At 64.5% G+C, this 19,532-nt stretch carries 19 protein-coding genes and 2 pseudogenes; 11 read left to right on the top strand and 10 right to left on the bottom strand.

The annotated features are described in order from the left end of the window. Nucleotides 1-3: 3 nt before the first annotated feature. The 3 genes from BST12_RS02625 to BST12_RS02615 are packed head-to-tail and all read left to right on the top strand — an operon-like array spanning nt 4 to nt 2,985. Nucleotides 4-1,215 carry a LeuA family protein gene (locus tag BST12_RS02625; RefSeq protein ID WP_083111435.1) on the top strand — a complete coding sequence of 404 codons (1,212 nt, stop codon included), beginning with the start codon at nt 4-6 and terminating at the stop codon, nt 1,213-1,215. Nucleotide 1,216: 1 nt separating this feature from the next. After that, nucleotides 1,217-2,464: a 3-isopropylmalate dehydratase large subunit gene (locus BST12_RS02620; protein ID WP_083111434.1), complete on the top strand. Its 1,248-nt coding sequence runs from the start codon at nt 1,217-1,219 to the stop codon at nt 2,462-2,464. Further along, nucleotides 2,461-2,985, top strand: a complete 525-nt coding sequence (locus BST12_RS02615; RefSeq protein ID WP_083111433.1) for a LeuD/DmdB family oxidoreductase small subunit — start codon at nt 2,461-2,463, stop codon at nt 2,983-2,985. Before BST12_RS02620 ends, BST12_RS02615 begins: the two co-directional genes overlap by 4 nt. Here BST12_RS02615 and BST12_RS02610 read toward each other — a convergent pair. The 3 genes from BST12_RS02610 to BST12_RS02600 form a co-directional block, all read right to left on the bottom strand. Next, complete coding sequence (locus tag BST12_RS02610) at nt 2,982-4,043, bottom strand: aminotransferase class I/II-fold pyridoxal phosphate-dependent enzyme (RefSeq protein ID WP_083111432.1); 1,062 nt, start codon at nt 4,041-4,043, stop codon at nt 2,982-2,984. The two genes, BST12_RS02615 and BST12_RS02610, sit on opposite strands and share 4 nt — an antisense overlap. A gap of 117 nt (nt 4,044-4,160) precedes the next feature. Next, on the bottom strand, nt 4,161-6,023 hold the full coding sequence (locus BST12_RS02605; RefSeq protein WP_372510861.1) for a potassium transporter Kup: 1,863 nt from the start codon (nt 6,021-6,023) through the stop codon (nt 4,161-4,163). An 87-nt stretch (nt 6,024-6,110) separates the two neighbouring features. Continuing rightward, nucleotides 6,111-7,028 carry a dienelactone hydrolase family protein gene (locus tag BST12_RS02600; protein ID WP_083111472.1) on the bottom strand — a complete coding sequence of 306 codons (918 nt, stop codon included), beginning with the start codon at nt 7,026-7,028 and terminating at the stop codon, nt 6,111-6,113. Between the two features lie 80 nt (nt 7,029-7,108). Between BST12_RS02600 and BST12_RS02595 the strand changes: the two genes are divergently transcribed. Next, nucleotides 7,109-7,552: a nuclear transport factor 2 family protein gene (locus BST12_RS02595; RefSeq protein ID WP_083111430.1), complete on the top strand. Its 444-nt coding sequence runs from the start codon at nt 7,109-7,111 to the stop codon at nt 7,550-7,552. A gap of 75 nt (nt 7,553-7,627) precedes the next feature. Here the strand turns inward: BST12_RS02595 and BST12_RS33200 are convergent. Further along, nucleotides 7,628-7,855 (bottom strand): annotated as a pseudogene (locus BST12_RS33200) (IS21 family transposase); the annotation flags it as partial. A gap of 186 nt (nt 7,856-8,041) precedes the next feature. On the opposite strand from BST12_RS33200, the gene BST12_RS02585 reads away from it, so the two are divergent. From BST12_RS02585 to BST12_RS02565, 7 genes are all read left to right on the top strand, one after another. After that, complete coding sequence (locus tag BST12_RS02585; RefSeq protein ID WP_264061189.1) at nt 8,042-8,365, top strand: WXG100 family type VII secretion target; 324 nt, start codon at nt 8,042-8,044, stop codon at nt 8,363-8,365. Between the two features lie 3 nt (nt 8,366-8,368). Next, nucleotides 8,369-8,539 (top strand): hypothetical protein, encoded by a 171-nt coding sequence (locus tag BST12_RS31860; RefSeq protein WP_170062038.1) that lies wholly within the window; start codon nt 8,369-8,371, stop codon nt 8,537-8,539. Between the two features lie 141 nt (nt 8,540-8,680). Next, entirely contained in the window at nt 8,681-10,033 is a 1,353-nt protein-coding gene (locus BST12_RS02580; RefSeq protein ID WP_139801454.1) for an alpha/beta hydrolase, read from the top strand. 202 nt (nt 10,034-10,235) lie between these two features. After that, nucleotides 10,236-10,673, top strand: a complete 438-nt coding sequence (locus BST12_RS02575; RefSeq protein ID WP_245850017.1) for a hypothetical protein — start codon at nt 10,236-10,238, stop codon at nt 10,671-10,673. 18 nt (nt 10,674-10,691) lie between these two features. Beyond that, entirely contained in the window at nt 10,692-10,844 is a 153-nt protein-coding gene (locus tag BST12_RS31855; protein WP_170062037.1) for a hypothetical protein, read from the top strand. Between the two features lie 157 nt (nt 10,845-11,001). Next, nucleotides 11,002-11,490 carry a hypothetical protein gene (locus BST12_RS02570; protein WP_139801452.1) on the top strand — a complete coding sequence of 163 codons (489 nt, stop codon included), beginning with the start codon at nt 11,002-11,004 and terminating at the stop codon, nt 11,488-11,490. Between the two features lie 245 nt (nt 11,491-11,735). Further along, nucleotides 11,736-13,079 (top strand): phenylacetate--CoA ligase family protein, encoded by a 1,344-nt coding sequence (locus BST12_RS02565; RefSeq protein ID WP_083111471.1) that lies wholly within the window; start codon nt 11,736-11,738, stop codon nt 13,077-13,079. An 11-nt stretch (nt 13,080-13,090) separates the two neighbouring features. Here the strand turns inward: BST12_RS02565 and BST12_RS02560 are convergent, their stop codons facing one another. The 6 genes and pseudogenes from BST12_RS02560 to BST12_RS02535 all read right to left on the bottom strand — a co-directional run bounded on the left by BST12_RS02560 (nt 13,091) and on the right by BST12_RS02535 (nt 19,482). Continuing rightward, nucleotides 13,091-13,525 (bottom strand): SRPBCC family protein, encoded by a 435-nt coding sequence (locus tag BST12_RS02560; protein WP_083111424.1) that lies wholly within the window; start codon nt 13,523-13,525, stop codon nt 13,091-13,093. Next, nucleotides 13,525-14,358, bottom strand: coding sequence for a lysophospholipid acyltransferase family protein (locus BST12_RS02555; RefSeq protein WP_083111423.1), 834 nt, complete (start codon nt 14,356-14,358; stop codon nt 13,525-13,527). The genes BST12_RS02560 and BST12_RS02555 overlap by 1 nt, the downstream gene beginning before the upstream one ends. 21 nt (nt 14,359-14,379) lie before the next feature. Further along, nucleotides 14,380-15,516, bottom strand: a complete 1,137-nt coding sequence (locus BST12_RS02550) for an amidohydrolase family protein (protein WP_372510860.1) — start codon at nt 15,514-15,516, stop codon at nt 14,380-14,382. Beyond that, a pseudogene (locus BST12_RS02545) lies at nt 15,513-16,864 on the bottom strand (type I glutamate--ammonia ligase). The gene BST12_RS02550 and the pseudogene BST12_RS02545 overlap by 4 nt, the downstream one beginning before the upstream one ends. 14 nt (nt 16,865-16,878) lie before the next feature. Then, on the bottom strand, nt 16,879-17,373 hold the full coding sequence (locus BST12_RS02540; protein ID WP_083111422.1) for a carboxymuconolactone decarboxylase family protein: 495 nt from the start codon (nt 17,371-17,373) through the stop codon (nt 16,879-16,881). A gap of 30 nt (nt 17,374-17,403) precedes the next feature. Beyond that, complete coding sequence (locus BST12_RS02535; RefSeq protein ID WP_083111421.1) at nt 17,404-19,482, bottom strand: MDR family MFS transporter; 2,079 nt, start codon at nt 19,480-19,482, stop codon at nt 17,404-17,406. Nucleotides 19,483-19,532: the final 50 nt, after the last annotated feature.

The raw sequence follows: 19,532 nt of genomic DNA, 5'->3' as shown, positions 1-19,532 counted from the left end.
TCGATGACCGCAGACAGGGACCGCGTCGAGATCATCGACTGCACGTTGCGCGACGGTGAGCAGGCGCCCGGTGTCGGCTTCTCGATCGCCGAAAAGGTGGAAATCGGAATGGCCCTCGACGCGGCCGGTGTCGACATGCTCGACGCCGGATTCCCGGCCAGTGACGCCACCGAGATCGAGGCGCTGCAGGAGCTTCGCCATCGTGGCGTCAACGCGACGATCGGGGCAACCGCGCGCCCGTTTGCCGGTGACATCGCCGCGGCCGAGCGAGCGCACGCCGACGAAGTGTTTCTGTTCATGCCGACCAGCGATGCCCGCATCGAGAAGACGCTGGGGATGGACCGGTCCGCTGCGGTCGACCTGCTCCGAAGTGGCGCCGAAGAGGTCGCCGGCCGCGGCATGGGGCTCAACATCGTATTCGAGGATGCGACGCGCGCCGATCCGACCTTCTTGATCAAGGTGGGCGAACGGATCGCCGACGACGGCTTGACCGTGCGACGAATGATCCCGGCCGACAGTGTCGGCTGTGCGACACCGGAATCAATGACCAGCCTCGTGCGGCTGCTTCGGGACGCGTTCGGGTCGACGATCGCGATCTGCCCCCACTGCCACAACGACTTTGGGTTGGCTACCGCCAACACCTTGGCTGCCGTTGCCGCCGGCGCCACGAGTCTGACGTGCACTGTCAATGGCTTAGGTGAGCGAGCCGGCAACGCCGATCTGGCCGAGGTCGCCGTCGGCCTCAGTTATCTGCACGGCCGCCGGCATGGGGTCAAGCTCACCGAGCTGCAGAACCTGGCCGAGCTAGTGGAACGCCACTCGGGCGTGCACACCAGCTTCATCAAACCGGTCACCGGGCTCAATGTGTTCCGGCACGAATCCGGAGTACACGTCGATGCCATGCTCAAAAGCGAAGACAGCTATGAATACCTACCGTCCGGCGGAGTGGGCCGCTCGACGGAGTTCGTCTTGGGCAAGCATTCCGGCCGTGCGCTGGTGCGGGTCCTGCTCAACCAAGCCGGTCGCGACGCCGACGACAACACGGTGACCCGGTTGCTCGCCACGGTGAAGAGCCGTTACGCGCACGCGACGAAGACCGCCCACCGGCAACTGTTCGAGCTGCACCGGCGCTTCTACGCAGAACACCTTTCCGGGGTCAGTTCCGCCGAGCTGGTGCAGCTGCTGGGCACTTCCGGTCAACCGGCGATGGACTGACATGGGCCACTCGATCAGCGACAAAGTTCTGCGCGCGCACGCCGTTGACTACGAGCCGTCGGCCGCCGTCCAGCAGGTTCGCGTCGATGCGCTGCTCGGCCACGACGCCACCATCGGGCTGCTGATGGAGCGGTTCGAACAACGGGGCCTTGAGATTTGGGATCCCACCCGGGTGATCTTCACCAACGACCACTTCTCTCCCCCGGCTACCGCCGACCGCGCCGACATCTCCCGGCGATTCATCGACTTCTCACGTCGCCACGGGGTGGGAAATCTGTTGGTGGACAAGGGAATATGCCATCAGTTGCTGGTCGAGAATCGGCTTTGCCAGCCGGGCAGCCTGATCGTCGGCGCCGACAGCCACACCATCATGGCCGGCGGTGTGGGTGCCTGCGCCACGGGGATGGGCTCCACCGACATTCTGTTCGCCCTAGCCACCGGCACTACGTGGATGCGAGCGCCGAGCAGCATCAAAATCACTTTCCGCGGCGAACTTCCCGCTAGCTGCAATGGGCGAGACATCGTTCTGCACCTGCTGGCCGAGCTCGGCGAGCACGGGGGCCGGTATCGTGCCCTGGAATTCCACGACCACGCCGAACCGAAGCTGGCTCAGGACGAGCGATTCGCGATCGCCAACATGGCCGTCGAAATGGGCGCTAAATTCGGCGTTTTCGTGCCCGACGAGGTGACGCTCGATTACCTGGAGCAGCGCGACGGTGCGCCGCCGAGCACGGTAACGCGTCCCGATGCCGACGCCGGGTACGAGCGGGAGATCGAGGTTGATCTCACCCGTTTGCGTCCGATGGTGGCCAAGCCGTGGTCGCCGGCGAACGTCATTCCGGTCGACTCGTTGGAGCGCACGCCGGTCACCATGGCCTTCCTCGGGTCCTGCAGTAGCGGCCGGCTTTCCGACATCAAGGTGGCCGCCGAGGTACTGCGCGACCGCCAGATCGACGATCGGGTGCGGTTCGTCGTCATTCCCGCCTCGGTCGAGGTATTCAAACAGGCGCTGAAGCTGGGGTACGTCGAAACGCTGACCGAAGCCGGCGCCTTGTTCAACCAATCAAGCTGTGGTCCGTGCGGCGGAATCGACAAGGGTGTGCTCGGGGCGCAGGACGTGTGCGTGTCGACGTCGAACCGCAACTTTCGGGGACGGATGGGGCATTGGGACAGTCGCACTTACCTGGCCAGCCCGCGAACAGTAGCGCTGGCGGCGTTGCACGGTTACATGGGAGGTCCGGTCCAATGAAAGAATTGAATCCATTGCACCCGGTGCGCGGACGCGCGTGGGTTTTCGGCGACGACGTCAACACCGACGTCATCCACCCGCCGTCGTTCTTCAGCCTGGACCGCGAGGTCGTCAAGCGCGGACTTTTCCATGAGTTCAATCCCGAGCTGCAGCCGGCAATTGTGCCGGGAGACATGATCATTGGCGGGCGCAACTTCGGCTGCGGGTCGAGCCGTGAAACGTCGATACAAAGTCTGCTGCTCAATCGCATAGCCGCGATCGTGGCGGTCGACTTCGCCCGCATCTTCTACCGCAGCGCCACCAACAATGCGCTGCCCTGCGTGAGCTTCGCCGATCCAGCGGACCGGCATCGCATCAAAGCCGGCCAGCGTATCGAATTGGACTTCGACACGTGGACGCTGCACACCGATGCCGACGATCACATCGCGCTGGAACCACCCGGTGCCTTCGTGCAGCGGATCTGGCGGGCCGGCGGCCTCCTGGAAATACTGGACAAGCGGGAAAAGATCGGCAGCGGCTAGCGTATCCGTAATGCGCGCAGCACCGCTCGCATGGCGGGGCGGTCGCCGATCGCCAGTCGGGCAGCGCCATCCCGGTAGGCCTTGACGCCGATGTTGGCGCGGGACAGGACTTCTGCCACGCCGGCGCACGGCAGGTAAAGGAAATTCGCGTGGCTTCGCGGTACTGGAATCCCGCTTTCCACCAATGCGTTTCGAAGTTCGTCCCGCTCTTTGACGATCGTCCTGACCCGCGCGGTCAACTCGCTCTCGGCGCGGTAGGACGCCTGCACCGCGGCTTCGGCGATCACTCCCAACGCGAACGGCACTTGTCGGGCACGCACCCGGGCCGCCAACTCCGCGGCGGCGAACGCATAGCCGATTCTGAGACCGGCGAGCCCGTACGCCTTGGAAAACGTGCGCAGCACAACGACGTTGGGATATTTGGCGACGATGCCGCGAGCGTCGATCCTATCCTCGCCGTCCAGAAATTCCACGTACGCCTCGTCCAAAATGACGGTGACATGCCGGGAGACGCGGTTAAAGAAGTCTTGGAGTTCAGCCGAATCGACGATGGTTCCGGTTGGGTTGTGCGGCCGGCACACGACGATCACGCCGGTTTGACTGGTTTGTGCGGCCGCCATGGCGGAGAGGTCCTGCCGGCCCGATGCGTCGAGAGGCACCGTAACCGGTGTGGTTCCCACAATGCGAGAGATGATCGAGTAACCGTCGAATGTCGGTGTCGCATAGATCATCTCGTCACCGCGGCGGGAGACCGAATCGACAATCTGCATGGCCACACCGGTGGCCCCGGCCCCGACTATGACCTGATCCTGGCGCACGTCAATGTGATTGGCGATGATCTGGGCGAGCCGCTGCGGCAAGAATTCCGGGTATCGGTTCGCGCGGTCCATGGCCTCATCGATGGCGCAGCGCACCGATGGCAAAGGGGGAAAGGGATTCTCGCTGAGACCGAGCTCGTAGCGGCACGAATCGGCCACCACACTTGTGTTAGATGTTGTCACTGTCCCCGAATCCGCCTGTCGTGGTGCTCGTGGCTGACAGTGTACCCAGATGAGCATCCAAAAAGGAGCGTATGCTCCGAATTTTTATCAGCTCTTAAGCGGCTATTTGTGGGCTCACCGATAGTGTGAAAAGCCGCTGGGGGCACTGCAGCTGGCGGTCGGTGCCCGATGGCGTCAGACTTCGATACGCGCACCGATGATCACAGTACGGTCCAGTGGCAGCCCAAAGTATTCGGCCGCGTCGGCGGTGCTGTATGAGGTCGCAATGAAAAGACGCTTGCGCCATGCCGCCATGGTTGGTGCCGTGCCCTTGATCAGCTCGAGCTTCGAGAGGAAGTAGGAAGCTTCCTCCACGGCGATCGGTCCCTCGGTTTGGGCCGGATCGAGGAGCCGAAGCGCAGCAGTGACATTCGGCGTTTCCATGTATCCGAAGTGTGCGGTCAAGTGGATGATGCCGTCCTTGGCGTAGCCGAGCGCGTCAACTTCGGTCCGCTCGGACTCGGGCACTCGCGGCACTGGAAGCGTATCGATCGCCATGATCACCACCTGCTCGTGCAGCACTCGATTGTGTTCGACATTGGCGCGCATGGCCAGCGGCGCGGTCTGTTTGCCTCGGTTGAGGAAAATTGCCGTCCCGGGAACGCGCGTAACCGGCGGCTTGCCCGTGGCGAGGCTATCGACGAATTCGCGAAGCGGCCCTTCGGCCTCTTCCCTTGCGTGGGTGACAATTTCGCGTCCGCGTTGCCAGGTGGTCATCACGGTGAAGGCGATTACGGCGATCAGCAGCGGCAGCCAGGCCCCGTGCACCAGTTTGGTCAGGTTAGCCGCCAGGAACATCAGGTCGATCAACAGCAGAGCCCCGCCGCCTATCACGATCAGCCACAGAGGTGTTCCCCAACGGGTACGGGCGATGTATAGGAACAGCAGCGTGGTTATCGTGATCGTGCCGGTGACCGCCATCCCGAATGCGAAAGCCAATGCAGCCGAGCTGCGGAACGCAAACACCAGAGTCAGCACCGAGACCAGCAACAGGCCGTTGATCCACGGAACATAGATTTGGCCGATCGTCGACTCCGACGTATGGGCTATTCGCAGTCGTGGCAGATAACCAAGTTGAGCGGCCTGGGACGCCACCGAGAACGCACCAGTGATCACGGCCTGCGAGGCGATCACGGTCGCGGCCGTGGCCAGTAGCACCATCGGCAACCGCGCCCAGTCCGGAATGAGCAAGAAGAAGGGCGCGCTGACGGCTCGGGCGTCACCGAGCAGCAGCGCGCCCTGGCCGAGGTAGTTGAGGGCACACCCCGGCAGCACGAACGACAGCCAGCCCCAGGTGATGGCGCGCCGGCCGAAGTGCCCCATGTCGGCATACAAAGCCTCGGCGCCGGTCACCGAAAGCACAACTGCGGCAAGTGAAAAGAACGCGAAGTGGAAGTGCCCCATCATGAACTTCGCCGCATACACCGGTGAGAGCGCCTTGAGGATCTCTGGGTGGTCGACGATTCCCGCCACTCCGCACGCACCGATCGCGGCAAACCAAGCGATCATCACCGGCCCGAAGAGGCGCCCGACGGCGCCGGTCCCGTGCCGCTGCACGGCAAACAGGGCAATGATGATCACCGCGGTGATCGGCACGACCCAGGTAGCGAGTTGCGGCTCGATGACCTTGACGCCTTCGACCGCCGAGAGCACCGAGATGGCGGGGGTGATCATGCTGTCGCCGAAGAACAGCGCCGCGCCAAACAGGCCCAAGGCGCTCAGGGCCATGACCGCACGGCGCGTGGTCCAACGCCCCAGCAGCGTGATGAGCGCCATGATGCCGCCCTCGCCGTGGTTGTCGGCTCGCATCACCAGGCTGACGTAGGTCAGCGTCACGATCAGCATCACCGACCAGAAGATCAACGACACGACGCCGTACACGTTGTCGGTGCTGATGGGCACCGGGTGCGGGTCATCGGGGTTGAAGACGGTTTGGATCGTGTAGATGGGACTGGTGCCGATGTCGCCGAACACCACACCCAGTGCGCCTACCACCACGGCGGTTGCCTTGACCGGGCTTGCTTTGACCGTGCCGAGCCGTTGCCGCGATACAGGTTCGGGATTTGTTTGCACGATTGATCGTACTCAGCCCAGGTACCGGCCGAACCAGTCCAACAGCCGTTGCCAGGCGTCGGACGCCGCGACCGGGTTGTAGCGCGGGCCGGTGTCGTTGAAGAAGGCGTGGTCGGCGTCGGGTTCGACGACCAGTTCGTTGACCAGGTTGGCGCGCTGCAGCGCCGCCTTGGCCGCGGTCTGCGACGCCGTGACACGACTGTCCAGGGCGCCATAGATTCCCAGCACGGCGGCCTTGGACCCGGCGAAGTCGGGGTTGTCGGGAAGCGGTCCGTAAAACGGGACTGCGGCCGACACACCCAGCGAGCCGGCGGCCAGCAGTTGCCAGACCAATCCCCCGCCGAAGCAGAAGCCGACCACCCCGACCCTCTGCCCCGGTGCCCGCAGCTTCAATTGGGCCACACCGGAATTGAGGTCATGAACGAACTGTTCTGGCGAAATTGTGCTCAGTGCGGCGGTGGCTGCGGCGGGATCTTGAAAGGCTGCGGTTCCCCCTTTCTCCGAGAGCAAGTCGATGGCCATGGCCGAATAACCGGCCCCAGCCAACCGGCCGGCAACCGACCGCACCCAGTCGTTCAAGCCCTTGTTCTCATGGACTACCAGCACGGCGCCTTTGGAATTAGCGGCTTGAGCCCACGCCGCTTGTAGTGGCCCCTGCGGTCCGGGCCAGGTGATCGGCGAGGTGGGCAGGGCGCCCGCCATGCCAGGTGGCTGCGCTGAGCCGGGGGCAGTGTCCGAGCTCGTGGCGCTCGCAGATGTCGACTCCTGCCCCTGTTGTTGCGGCTTGGAGCAGGCCGCGATCAGGGCGCTCGCGGCTGCCGCACCCATGCCGAGCAAGGCCAACCGCCGCATGGCTTCGCGTCTGGTCAGCAAGCCGTCGACGTGATCGGACGCGATCTCTTCGGCTAGGTAGCGCTGCAGCGAAGTCACGTTGGCGAGTATGCGCGCCAAAGCTGTGGTTGACACCCCACCGGTAAGCGGGTTAATTGACGGTTATGACAGACGTTTCTATGATCTCGGCCCAAGACGTCGTATTGGGAATGTGGCAGGCACTTTCACGACGGGACTGGGATGCGGTCAAGACGTTCTTGTCAGAGGACTGCCTCTACGTCGATATGCCGGTGCCGGCGGTGTCCGCGCGTGGTCCGGAAAACATCGTCAAACGCCTCAAGATCGGTTTGGCGCCGCTGGCGGGATATGAGAACCATGACGGCACGTTGCTGGCCGACGGTTCTGATGTCATGTACGAGCACTCCGAGACCTGGACGTTCGCGACCGGGGAGTGCGGAGTGCTGCGGTTCGTCACCGTTCACCGGGTTGTCGACGGGAAAATTGCTGTCTGGAAAGACTATTGGGACATGAACACCCTCGTCAGCTTCGCCCCGCCCAGTCATTTCGAGAACCTGGCGAGTGGGGACACTAGCTGGGTTTTTGATGCGACGGGCCTCGTCTGAGCGCTCCAACCGCGGGCCGATGTCAACGCGCTATGTCACACCGTTGATGTGGCCAACAGTTTGCCGGATCTGGGGGCCGCGCTGGCCGATGCCGGAGTCTTTGTCCCACAACACTGTTCGCGGGACTGCGCCGGTGCCACCGGACAGCAGCTGCCACAATTCGGCCAGCAGCTCCCCTGTGACTCACGAGGGGATCATCAAAGCGGCGACCATCGCCAAAACCGGAAACGAGCACAACAGCCCGCCGTGGTCGGGCAATACCTGCCCGGAGAACCGCAGATCGCACTGGACCTGATCACCGGGCCCCTCACGTCCAATCAACCCGGTCGGCGATAACCGACGGGATGAACTGCACGCCGAGCACGGTGCTGATCGACCGGTTACTGGACGAGCGAGCGGCAGTAACCGTCCTCCGCGGCGATCTTTCAGGTGAACCTTGCACGGAGATAGGTGGTAGTAGTGTTGTCACCCGCCAGGAAGGGGATGACAGTGCTTGACGTTGATTTGGAGCAGTTGATGTCCTCGGGACGGCACGTGAGCGGACAGGCCGAGGATTTGGCGACAGCGTTTCTGTCCGCCGACAATCGCGTCGAGGCAGCCCAATACGGATGGGCCGGCGCATCGGCGATGGTGCTCAACGCCAGGATTGCCCGCTGGCTAACAGCATCGCAGGCCTTGATTGGCGGGGTCGCAGATCACGGATTCGCGCTACAAGATGCCGCCGCACAGTACGCGGCCGCCGAGGCGCAACGCGCGCAAGCGCTCGCAGACGTGGCTGTCGCAGCCGATAGCCGGGCTTCGCTAAAGCACTGAGGCATGACCCTATCGGTGGCCGACATCGATCGGTGGAACGCCGAGGCAGTGCGCGAGGTATTTCACGCGGCCACCGCCCGATCGCAGGCCGCTACTGGGGCTTCTCGCGAATTGTCGTCGCTGTCGATATTCACGGCCTGGCAGGGCGCAGCCCATGATGCCGCCGCGCACTAAAACGCGACGATTCGCCAATACCTTGACGACCACGGCAATGAGGCGCTGGCAGTCGCACGGGCAGCGGGCAAAGCCGCCGACGACATCGACAAGGTCAAAGCCGACCTGGCGAAGTTGCGGGCAGATGTCACCGCCGCGGAGATGGAAATTGAGCCCCCGAGCAACCAAGTGCTCGCCATTCCCAGAGCGCGATATAGCGCCGCGGACTGGGCGAAGATTCAGGAAGAGCGCGCGGCATTGCAGGCGCGTTTGACTGCCATTGTGGCCGAGGCCAACGCAGTAGACGAGGAGTTGGCTACGGCGATCAATATGGCCGATGGCGACGCGCCTATTCCCCCAGGGCCCCATGACAATCGGCCAGACATTCAGCAGGCGTTGTCAAAGCCGATGCCGGAGGACCCCAATCAGTTCACCGACCTGTGGAACAAGCTCACCCCGGAGGAAAAGGACTGGCTGTATAGCCAAGACCACAACATCGGCAACCATCCCGGGATGCCGTGGGACCCGCCCGACCACTTGGGCAAAGACCACTACAACCGGCTATATCTTCCAGAACTTCAGCAACAGGCACAAGCTAACGTCGACAGTCTGCAGCAGCGCGTCGACGCGCTGGCACGCCAGATCTATATGGGCGACCACAGCGCAGCGACGACCAACGAATTCAATTCCCTTGCGCCCCAACTGCTGGCGGCCCGGCATAGCCTTGACGGCTATAAGGCAGTGCAGGCCGACTTGAACCGCAAGGATGGTGTACCCCGGTATCTTGGCCTTATTGACGACAAAGGTCACGCCGCGGTCGCGATCGGGAACCCCGACTACGCTACGCGGAATGCCCTCTTTGTCCCGGGCACCGGCCAAGACCTGCCCACCTTGGAGGGCAGCGACCTAAAGTCCCTGCGCATGTACAACGCAACGCTCGCCGCGAACCCCGACCTGAAACCCGGTGATGTCGCGGTGACGACCTGGATGGGTTACGACCGTCCGATGGACCTTTTCGAGGCGGCATCCCCCGATCGCGCCCGGGCCGGCGGGGCGGCTCTCGATTCATTCGAAAGCGGCATGCGAGCCTCCCACGTGGGAGCACCATCGATCGACACCGTGATCGGACATAGCTACGGCTCGACCGTGGTCGGTGCGGCCGCAACCGGTGGGCACCACCTCGACGCCAACAACGTCATCGCGGTCGGTAGCCCTGGGATGCTCTCTCACGACGCCAGCGACTTAAGCCTTGATCCCGGTGCCACCGTATACGGTATGAGGGCACGCAACGACATCATCGACGTAGTGACCGACCTGACGCTCGGTCATGACCCGGCCGCCCAGGAGTTTGGAAGCACACGGTTATTCGCGGCGCCAGGCCCCAGCAGCGACCCGATTGGGCTGACGCCCAGCGTCGCGGCCCACAGCAGCTACTGGAGTGAAGGAAACCCCGGACTGCTGAACATGGGCGCCGTCATCGCCGGCGTTCCGCCTCCCCAGCCCATCCCCAACTGATAAAGGACGTCACGCACCAGTGAGCCATCTCAGCCAGCGACCGCGAGTGCGTATTTTCAGTGCTCTCCTCATGCTCGTGTTCGTCGGTGCCTGCAGTCACGAACGCCCCCTCGGGCCGCAGACACCAACCGGCGCCACACCGCTTGGAGGACCACCCATGGAATCACGACCCCCGCCGCCACCGGGATGGAAGCTGCAACCCGTGATCCCTAAAAGCCAACAGCAGGCCCAAGATACGGTTATCGGCTACCTGAGAAAGACCCTGCAGGCGCTACCGCCTGGAACAACCCTTGACGCCAGCCGTTACAGCAGCGGTGCCACCGTCGCCCCGTGCAAGGATGTCGCCAACTCGCCGATGGAATTAGCAACCAACGGCGACATGACACTTCCGCCGGGCACCGACACGAACAGCATCGTCGCCAAAGCTGGCGACATCTGGAAAAGCTGGGGCTGGTACGTCTACGAACGGGACGCCTTCTACAAACCGAACCGCTTTGGGTACTCACCGGACGGTTACGTCCTGCAGATCATCGCGCGGTACAAGCCCGACTATCCCCCCGGCCTTCAAGGCATTTCGCCGTGCTTTCCGCGTGATCTGCCTGATGACCGCAGTCCGTTCCCGATGATCCTCAGGGCGTGACGAGAGGACCGACTGCACATGTTTGCAGCAGCAGGCCCCAGCGGCGACCCGCTCGGGCTATCCCCAAGCGTCGCAGCGCACAGCAGCTACTGGGACTACGACAACCCGGCACTACGGAACATGGGCGCCGTCATCGCCGGCGTTCCGCCTCCCCAGCCCATCCCCAAATGATGGAGGACGGCACGCACCAATGAACGAAGTCAGTCAGCGACCGGGAGCGCGCATTTTCGGTGCTCTCTTGATGGTCGTGTTCGTCGGTGCCTGCAGTCACAGCAACCCGCTCGGGCCGCCGACGCCGACTGGCGCTACCCCCCTTGGAGGACCGCCCATGGAATCAGCACCACCACCGCCACCGGGATGGAGGCTGCAACCCGTCATCCCCAAAAGCCAACAGCAGGCCCAAGATACGGTAATCGGCTACCTCAAAAAGACCTTGCAGGCGCTCCCCCCGGGAACCACCCTTGACGCCACCCGCTACAGCGGCGCCACCAAAACGACCCCATGCAAAGACGTCGTCAGCGGCACACCACCGATAGAGTTCTCCACGGTCGGTGACCTCAAGCCTCCACCCGGCACCGATTTCGCCGCCCTCGTTGCCAAAGCCGGTGAAACCTGGAAGAGCTGGGGCTGGCACGTCTACGAACGAGACGGCTTCTACAAGCCCAACCGCTTTGGTTACGCCCCTGACGGATACAGCCTGAGCATCGAATCGACGTCCCGGCCGGACTACCCTCCTACCCTCGGCGGAGTCTCTACCTGCTTTCCGCGTGATCTGCCCGATGACCGCAGTCCGTTCCCGATGATCCTCAGGGCGTGACGAGAGGACCGACTGCACATCCACCCGTATTAACCGGGCCTAACCGGGTAACGATTTACGGTATGGGAAGGCATTCCACGTAAATGGCTGTGCCTGCTGGCATTCCACTGAAAAATCCTGATGTTGCGGTTGCTCATCTTGACCGCCGGTCAACAGGAAACGGGCGACCAGGTGCACAGGTCCAACATGCTGGAAGGTTACGTGTCAAACTCGTAGCCGTGACGCCACAGGCGGCCTATGAGCGGATGCGGGCAGCGCACCTCGATGCGGTCCAGGCCGCTCTCAAAGATCACCTGACCCGACTGGATTGGTCGCGCCAACAGATCGAGGATTACCAAAACCACCGCCTGCGGGCCTTTCTCGGCTACGCCAAGCAACGCTCGCCATTTCACGCCCGGCGGTTGCGCGGCCTCGACCCGGCGCGCGCGTCGATCGCCGATCTGGCCTCGCTACCGATGATGACCAAGCAGGACGCCCAGCAACAGTGGGACGCCATCGTCACCCGCACGGATCTCGACCGCGCCGGCGCCGAGCGCATTCTTGCTGAGCAGCAATGGTTTTCATACACCGAAGGCGACCATCAGGTGTTCAGCTCGGGCGGTTCCAGCGGGGTGCGCGGTGTCTACGTGTGGGACTGGCACTTCTACATTTCGGCGGCCTGCCTGGCCTGGCGGACGCAGACGCGCGACGAGCGCCGCAGCCCGGCATCCGACCCCGTACGGTTGGCCGTGCTTTCGGCCGGTGTGCCTCCGCATGCCAGCACGCCCTTATTCGACGTGCCGACCGTCCCGAACATGCAGACCGTGGTGATCGGCGCCGGTGCACCGTTCGGCGAAGTGCTCGCTGCGGTGTCGGCCGCCCAGCCGACCCATTTGGTGGGCTACCCGACGGTGATCGGCCGGCTGGCCCGCGCGCAGCAGGCCGGCGATCTTCGCATCACCCCGGTGCGGGTGAGCACGAACTCTGAGCCGCTACTGGACGAGGACCGCACCGCCATAACCGACGCGTGGCATCCGATCATCCACAACCTCTGGGGCTCAACGGAAATCGGAGTGCAGGCCGTCGGCTGCGGGTATGGCGACGGACTGCATGTGTGCGAGGACGAGGTCGTCCTGGAACGTGTAGACGACAACGGCAGACCGGTGGGCCCCGGTGAGCCAGCCGCGAGGACGCTGGCCACCGGGCTGGCCAACCGGACGTTTCCGTTCATCCGGTACGACCTCGGCGACCAAGTCCTGCCGCTGGAGGGCGGCTGCGCGTGCGGCAGTTCCTTTATCCGGATCGCCGATATCGGCGGACGCCGCGACGACGACTTCGGCTACGGGGAAACGACGGTGCCCGCCCTCGCTTTTCGTCACGTACTGGGTACCAATCCGCGGATATCGGAATACCAGGTCACCCAGACCGCGACCGGAGCCGACATCGTAGTCGTCGGCAGCCCAGGACTGGAGGCATTGACCGCGTCGCTGATCGCCGCGCTGCGCCGCTACGGGTTGGCGAATCCGACGATCAATATCCAAGTGGCCGACAGCTTGCAGCGGCACCAGGCCAGCGGAAAGCTGCGGCGCTTCGTGCCGCTAAAGGGGTGAAGGTGAAGCGGTCATGATTCGGCAAGTCGCTTAAGGCATTTCAAGGTGTCGGCCAGGTTGCGTCCCACCTGACGAACCGCGATCCGATCGGCGATGTATCCGAATATCCCGCCGGGCGCCTGATACGACAGCCGGAAGGTCGCCTTCGTCCGGCCGTCGGCGGCGTCGCGCAACCTGATCCGGCCGCGCAGCGTGACACCGGTGATGCCCACCCAGGCCAGGTCCCGGCCCTCGTCGAACTCCACCACCTCGATCAGGCCGCCGACGGGGACCGAGCCGATCTTCCAGTGCACGGTGTATCGGGCACCAACGCCGGTGGCCTGGTCGTTTGCGCTCTCCCAGCGTTCCAAATTGGTCATGAACGACGGATAGCAGTCTGGGTCGCTGACGATTTTCCAGACCGCGTCGCGGTCGGCGTGGATCACGCACCGGCGTTCGACGCGCATCAGCCGATCACCGGGAATCGCCGTTCGGCGGCCAGACGGTCGACGCCGCCCTGCAGACTTTCCATCACCTTGTCGTGCACCGCCTGATCATCCCCGTCGACCTCGATGGGGTCCTGCACTTCGATCACGATCTTGGTGGGCAGCGGTATGTGACCGGCCAGGTCGCTGATGTTGAGACCCCACGGCAAGGCCAGCGAGATCGGGATGCTCTTGAGCCGGAGCAGCTTGTCGGCCATCAGCAGCTTGGCCAGCCATTGCCCGCGGTTCAGGAACAGCGCGCTCTCCTGGCCGCCGACGCTGGCCACCGGCACGATCGGGACACCGGCGTCGCGGGCCAGGCGCACGTATCCCTTGCGCCCGCCGAAGTCGACCTGGTGGCGCTCCCAGGACGGGCGGAAGACTTCGTAGTCGCCGCCGGGATAGACCAGCAGCGCGGCCCCGGAATCCAATGCGAGCCGGGCGTTTTCGTGGTTGGCCGCGACGGTGCCGAACTTGCGCAGCCAGCCCAGCGGCGGCGCCGACACCACCAGGTTGTGGGCCAATTGATAGAAGGGCCGCTCGACCCCGAAGTACGAACAGAACGCCAGGGTGAACACGAACGTGTCGGGTGGCACGTTGCCGCCGCTGTGGTTGCCGACCAGCAGCACCGGGCCCTCGGCCGGAATTCGGTCCATGCCTCGCACATCGGCCCGGAAGTACAGTGACGCCAGTAGCCAGGTGCCGGGCAGCTGGTCGCGGATGTAGTCAGGGTCCCGCTGGTCGAGGTCAGCCTTGGGCACTCGCGAGACGACCTGCGTCCGCGCCCAGTTCAAGGCATCCCCGAGGGCTCCCATAACCGCCTATATACCCCGGTGTTACCCGGAGTCAAACGCGTAAATGCGGGCGGCATTGTCGTGGGCGATCAGATCGACCACCCGAATGGCGTCGCCTTCACTCCAGTCGCCACTGGCCACAAACTCGCCAAGCACACGATGAATACCGTTGCGCCACAATGCCGCACCGAGATAGTGCAGTTCGGCCGGGCCGAACCCGTCCGAGGAGTACACGATCTTGCGGAACGGGGCCAGCTCGAGCAGCCTGGCCAAAAACGCCGGTGCCCGTGCTCCGAGGTGGTTCACGCTCAACCCGCAGTCGACGTAGACGTTGTTGAACGCCTGCGCAAGGTAGCCGGCTTCGCGCTCGTAGGGATAGCAGTGCAGCAGCACGATCGGGGTATCCCCGGATTGCCGCAGAAAATCGAGCAGCAACAGCGGGTTGGTCCGGTGCAGATCGCAGTCCCGGTCGCCGAACCCGACATGCAACTGCAGTGGCTTGCCCAGCCGCAGCGCCTGATGCAACCCGAAACGCAGCAGCACCCGGTCGCGCAGCCGGGTGCCGCCGTCGTCGCGCCAGCGCTGGGCCGCCTCGGCGACTTGCGCCGCCGGCGGTTCGGTCAGATCGCCCTCGAACCCGCCCCGGTAGGCCAGGATCGACTTGGTACCGACCGCGGTGACCATGCGCCGGCGCAGGATTGCATCGAATGCGGTGACGTAGTCGCCCGGTGCCTGCGCGGCCTGCTCGGCGACCTGCTCGAGCCGGACCACCTCCGCGGCCCGGCTTCCGGACAGATCGCGCAATGTGGCGAGATCGGTTGTGTCGCCAGCGATTCCGGTATCGAACAGCCACCTCGACACACCGGCGGCACGGAGGAACAGCCGGGCCAACTCGACCTCGCTGAACTGGCTGCGGCGTTGCCAATAGTCTTGCGGATCAGTGTGTCTGGGCAATCCCAGGACCTGGCTGCAATGATTGCGCACCGCGAAGCCCAGCTGCGAGTCGAAGCCGGAATCGAATTCGGCAAGCGGCTCGGTGTTGGCCTCGTTGAGCGCGTTCTCGAAGCGCCGCCGGTCCCCCGGCGTCAACCAGCAGCCGTGCACGTGCTGATCGATGAGCGACACCGCGCTGATGTGTTGGGCCAGCGCGGATTCGGCCGTCGCAGCCGGTCCCGTCACAGGCTCCAGGCCATCCGGAACTGGTCAGTCAAGTGGTCGGGACCGAATTCGTTGTAGCGGTCATGCTCTAGACGGCGGACCGCGACGACCATGTCGACAACTGGGTCACCGAGTATCTCGCGCAAGAGCTTTGAATTGCCAAGTGTGGAAATTGCTTTGATTTGCGACTCCGACAGACACATGATGCCGGCTCGAGCCAGGTCGTCCTCGGAAAGCCGTCCCGGATCTTTCGTCGTTTCCGGCGGCAACGCCGCTTCGGTCCTGATTCCGTCGAGAGCGAGCCCCAGGATGGTGGCCGACGCGTAGTACGGGTTTGCCGACGGGTCGATCACTTTTACTTCAACATTGGCCCCATGCGGATTTGCTGGGCTGGCAGGGATGAAACGCACTGCCGCTTCCCGGTTTTCGGTGCCCCAGCACACATAGGCCCCGGCCCAGTTGCCAGGCTGCATGCGCAAACCTGACACGACGGATCCGCACAAGATGCCCTGCGCTTCCGGAAGTCCCCTGAGCAATCCCGCCACCGCCGACGCTCCGGCCGGTGTCATGCCAGCGGGACCGGTGCCGCCGGAGAACAGCGGGCCGTCCGGGGTGGTCAATGAAATGTGCTGGTGGGCACCGGATCCGACATCGCCAGCGAACGGCGCCGGTGACAGGCTGACACGTAGTCCGTGACGGCGCGCGGCGCGACCGACGATGAGCCGGGTCAGGACCAGTTGGTCGGCTGCGGCCAACGGTGCCAGCGGAGCCAACGAGAGCTCAAATTGGTTGGCACCGTACTCGGGGTGAAACTGCTCGATCGCAACGCCGGCGGTCGCGGCCGAGGTAATCACGTCGCGGATGAATGCCTCATGCTCGAGCACACCGGCCAGGCCGTACTGTGCCCACAGCGTCGAGGGCAGCCTGCCCCCGTCGGGACCGACCAGCACAAATTCGACCTCGTGGCCGATCATCGCGTCGATCCCGGCCTCGGCGAGCACGGCCTCGACGCGCCCTAGGGTGCCGCGTCCGCACATGGCTACCGGTGAGCCGTCTTGTTGGAAGAATGCCGCAGGCGCCCACGCCAGCCCGTCGCCGATGATGCGCAACGCCGACAGATCGATCCGCACCCGCTGATCCCCGACCACCCCGATTTCCTCGGTGAAAGCGATACCGGTCTGATCGATGGCAAACGCGTGCCAAGAAGGACTGGCCCCCAGACCGGGATCGGCGAACGTGTTGGTCCGGCGGATCGGCACGGCTTTGCGTGCGTGAGCCCGGCGGGGTTCATGACGGTTCCGATTACGGTGTCGACGCCCGCTGCCTCCAATTGGGCGATTGCCGCGGCGGCAAGCGGTGTGACGGTCACGGCCTCTCTGGCGTCTATGCGCGGCTGGGCAGCGTCAGCTTGCAGGCCTGGCCGATATCAAGGGTGCGCAACACCCGGCCCATGCCTACCCACAGGGCGCAGGACAGCGCAAGGTCTGCGAGCAATTCCTCGGAGAACTGCGCGCTGCACCGGCTCCAGAAGTCTTCGTCGTCGCGCAGGGCGGTGTGCTCGGTGGCGAACCGGTAAGCGAATTCGGCTGCCAGCCGCTCCTGTTCGCTGTAGCCGGGCCAGGTGCGCCACTGCGTGGCGTGCTCATACAGCTCTTCGTCGACGCCGGCGGCGGGTCCGTCGGCGTCACGGGTGTTGGCGCAAACGATGCATTCGTTGGCGTCGGCGATCACCGCCCGCGCCAGCTCGCGGGTGCGCAGTGGCAGCCGATTTTTGGTGTAGACCATCTGACTGAAGTTGGCGATCGCCCCGCCTAGGTCCGGGGATTTCATGACCCAGCCGTAGACGTCGTCGTCGGCGAATGTTCCGATTCGGCTCATGGCGTGATGGTACGCCCCGGCGGAACGTCGCTAGCTGTGCTGGGCTACGGCCGCTCGCGGCGCGGTCAATGTCGGGCGTTCGTCGTGCCAATCACGTTGAGTCAGAACACGATACGCGACGCGCTGCAAGGCGGCTTCGACCTCGTGGCGATCCGGCCGACCCGCGGAACTGGCCGAGCGGGACAACTTGTCGACGATCCATCCCAACAACAGCGAGTACACGTAGTTGACCTGTTGGACCCCCGTCGGCGTCAGCCACATCTCGTCGCCGTCACGCACCGCGTAGCCGCCGGCGACCAACCGGGCAAAGGTGGGTTCGAGGACTTCGAACGGCACCCGCAGATGGTCGCCGATATCGGTGAGCCGGGCCGTGCCGAAGAACTGTCCGTAGCGGTTGATGCGCAACAGCCCCCACAGGCCGGCGACGTCGAGCTGACAATCGGGGCGCAGGGCGATGCTGCGCAGGCGCACACCCGGATCGCCGCGCAACATGCGCATGATGGCGTTTTCCAGCAGTCGCTCCGGTGTGTCGGTGCTCGGCATGCCGAACCCGTCGCCGAGGTCGACCGCGCTGTTGTGGATGTCGCGCAGCGGGACCTCGCGCAGAAACAGCGCCAGCACGAACCCGACCGCGGCGACCGGGGCGGCCCACAGGAACACCTGGGTCAGCGACTCGGCATAGGCCTGCACGATCGGCGCCGCCACGGCCGCGGGCTGCCGGTGCAAGGCCCCCGGGGAGCTGACCGCGTCCGGCGGCGCGCCGCTGGCCGCCAGCGCACGCCCCAATCTCTCGTCGAGGAAGTTGCCGAACAGCGAACCGAAGATCGCCGCGCCGAACGAACTTCCGATCGTGCGGAAGAACGTCACACCCGAGGTCGCCACACCGAGGTCCTCGAAATTCGAGGTGTTCTGCACGATGAGCACCAGCACCTGCATGGACAGGCCGATACCGGCGCCCAGGATGAACAGGTACAGCGATTGCAGCAGCGCCGAAGTGGACACGTCCATCCGCGACATCAACAGGAACGCGATGCCCATCAAGGCCGTGCCGGTTACCGGGAAGATCTTGTACCGGCCGGTGCGGCCGACCAGGGAGCCGCTGCCGGTCGAGGTGATCAGCATGCCCACCACCATCGGGAGTGTGCGCAGGCCCGACGTAGTGGCCGAAACGCCGTCCACGTACTGCATGTAGGTCGGCAGGAACGTCATCGCGCCCAGCATCGCGAAACCCACCACAAACGAAAGCGCACAGCAGACGGTGAATACCGGGCCGCCGAACAGCCGGATGGGCAAAATCGGTTCGGCGGCACGCTTTTCCGCCCACACGAATACGCACAGTGCCGCCGCTGCTGCGACGAAAAGGCCGATGATCGTCGCCGATCCCCACGGGTACAGGGTGCCGCCCCAGCTGGTGGCCAGGGTCAGGCCGGTCGCGCCGAGACCGATGAACACGATGCCCGCATAGTCGATCACCGGCTTGCTGGACGCCGTCACCGCCGGAATCGCGGCGGCCGCCACGAAAATCACCAGCACCGAGACCGGGAGGTTGATCCAGAACGCCCAGCGCCAGGTGAGGTAATCGGTGAAGTAGCCGCCCAGCAGCGGGCCGACCACCGTGGTGACGCCGAACACCGCACCCAGAATCCCCTGATAGCGGCCCCGCTCCCGAAGCGGGACGACCTCGCCGATCAGCGCGCTCGCCGTCACCGTGATGCCGCCGCCGCCGATGCCTTGCAGTGCCCGGGCGCCGACCAGCATGGCCATCGACTGGGCCAGCCCGCACAGCACCGACCCGGCGACGAAGAACACGATCGCCGCCTGGAACACCCGCTTACGTCCGAACAGGTCGCCGAGTTTGCCGACCAGCGCGGTGACGATCGTCGACGCCAGTAGGTAGCTGGTGACCACCCACGACTGACGGCCGGCGTCGCCGAGGTCGGCGACGATGGTCGGCAGGGCGGTGGCGACGATCGTCTGGTCCAGCGCCGCGAGCAGCATGCCGAGCAGGATCGCGACGAAGATGAAGTTGCGCCGTTGTGGGCTGATGCGGGCGCTGGGCGCCAATTCCGCGGAGGTAGCTGGAGCGACCGCTGGTCCCGGGCGTGTCATCGCTGCCTTCCCATCGGCGTCCGATGCTATCGGGTGCCTTGGGTTACCCC

Source organism: Mycobacterium angelicum (assembly GCF_002086155.1).
In the GTDB taxonomy this organism is placed as follows: Bacteria; Actinomycetota; Actinomycetes; order Mycobacteriales; family Mycobacteriaceae; genus Mycobacterium; species Mycobacterium angelicum.
The sequence above is the reverse complement of the archived record's forward strand: the minus strand, read 5'-3'. Positions and strand labels throughout refer to the sequence as shown.

What these genes read in the sequence shown, in the direction of transcription:
- BST12_RS02625 (WP_083111435.1), top strand. Translation starts at nt 4, where the DNA reads ATGACCGCAGACAGGGACCGCGTCGAGATCATCGACTGCACGTTGCGC.
- BST12_RS02620 (WP_083111434.1), top strand. Translation starts at nt 1,217, where the DNA reads ATGGGCCACTCGATCAGCGACAAAGTTCTGCGCGCGCACGCCGTTGAC.
- BST12_RS02615 (WP_083111433.1), top strand. Translation starts at nt 2,461, where the DNA reads ATGAAAGAATTGAATCCATTGCACCCGGTGCGCGGACGCGCGTGGGTT.
- BST12_RS02610 (WP_083111432.1), bottom strand. Translation starts at nt 4,043, where the DNA reads ATGCTCATCTGGGTACACTGTCAGCCACGAGCACCACGACAGGCGGAT.
- BST12_RS02595 (WP_083111430.1), top strand. Translation starts at nt 7,109, where the DNA reads ATGATCTCGGCCCAAGACGTCGTATTGGGAATGTGGCAGGCACTTTCA.
- BST12_RS31860 (WP_170062038.1), top strand. Translation starts at nt 8,369, where the DNA reads ATGACCCTATCGGTGGCCGACATCGATCGGTGGAACGCCGAGGCAGTG.
- BST12_RS02580 (WP_139801454.1), top strand. Translation starts at nt 8,681, where the DNA reads ATGGAAATTGAGCCCCCGAGCAACCAAGTGCTCGCCATTCCCAGAGCG.
- BST12_RS31855 (WP_170062037.1), top strand. Translation starts at nt 10,692, where the DNA reads ATGTTTGCAGCAGCAGGCCCCAGCGGCGACCCGCTCGGGCTATCCCCA.
- BST12_RS02570 (WP_139801452.1), top strand. Translation starts at nt 11,002, where the DNA reads ATGGAATCAGCACCACCACCGCCACCGGGATGGAGGCTGCAACCCGTC.
- BST12_RS02565 (WP_083111471.1), top strand. Translation starts at nt 11,736, where the DNA reads ATGCGGGCAGCGCACCTCGATGCGGTCCAGGCCGCTCTCAAAGATCAC.
- BST12_RS02560 (WP_083111424.1), bottom strand. Translation starts at nt 13,525, where the DNA reads ATGCGCGTCGAACGCCGGTGCGTGATCCACGCCGACCGCGACGCGGTC.
- BST12_RS02555 (WP_083111423.1), bottom strand. Translation starts at nt 14,358, where the DNA reads ATGGGAGCCCTCGGGGATGCCTTGAACTGGGCGCGGACGCAGGTCGTC.
- BST12_RS02540 (WP_083111422.1), bottom strand. Translation starts at nt 17,373, where the DNA reads ATGAGCCGAATCGGAACATTCGCCGACGACGACGTCTACGGCTGGGTC.
- BST12_RS02535 (WP_083111421.1), bottom strand. Translation starts at nt 19,482, where the DNA reads ATGACACGCCCGGGACCAGCGGTCGCTCCAGCTACCTCCGCGGAATTG.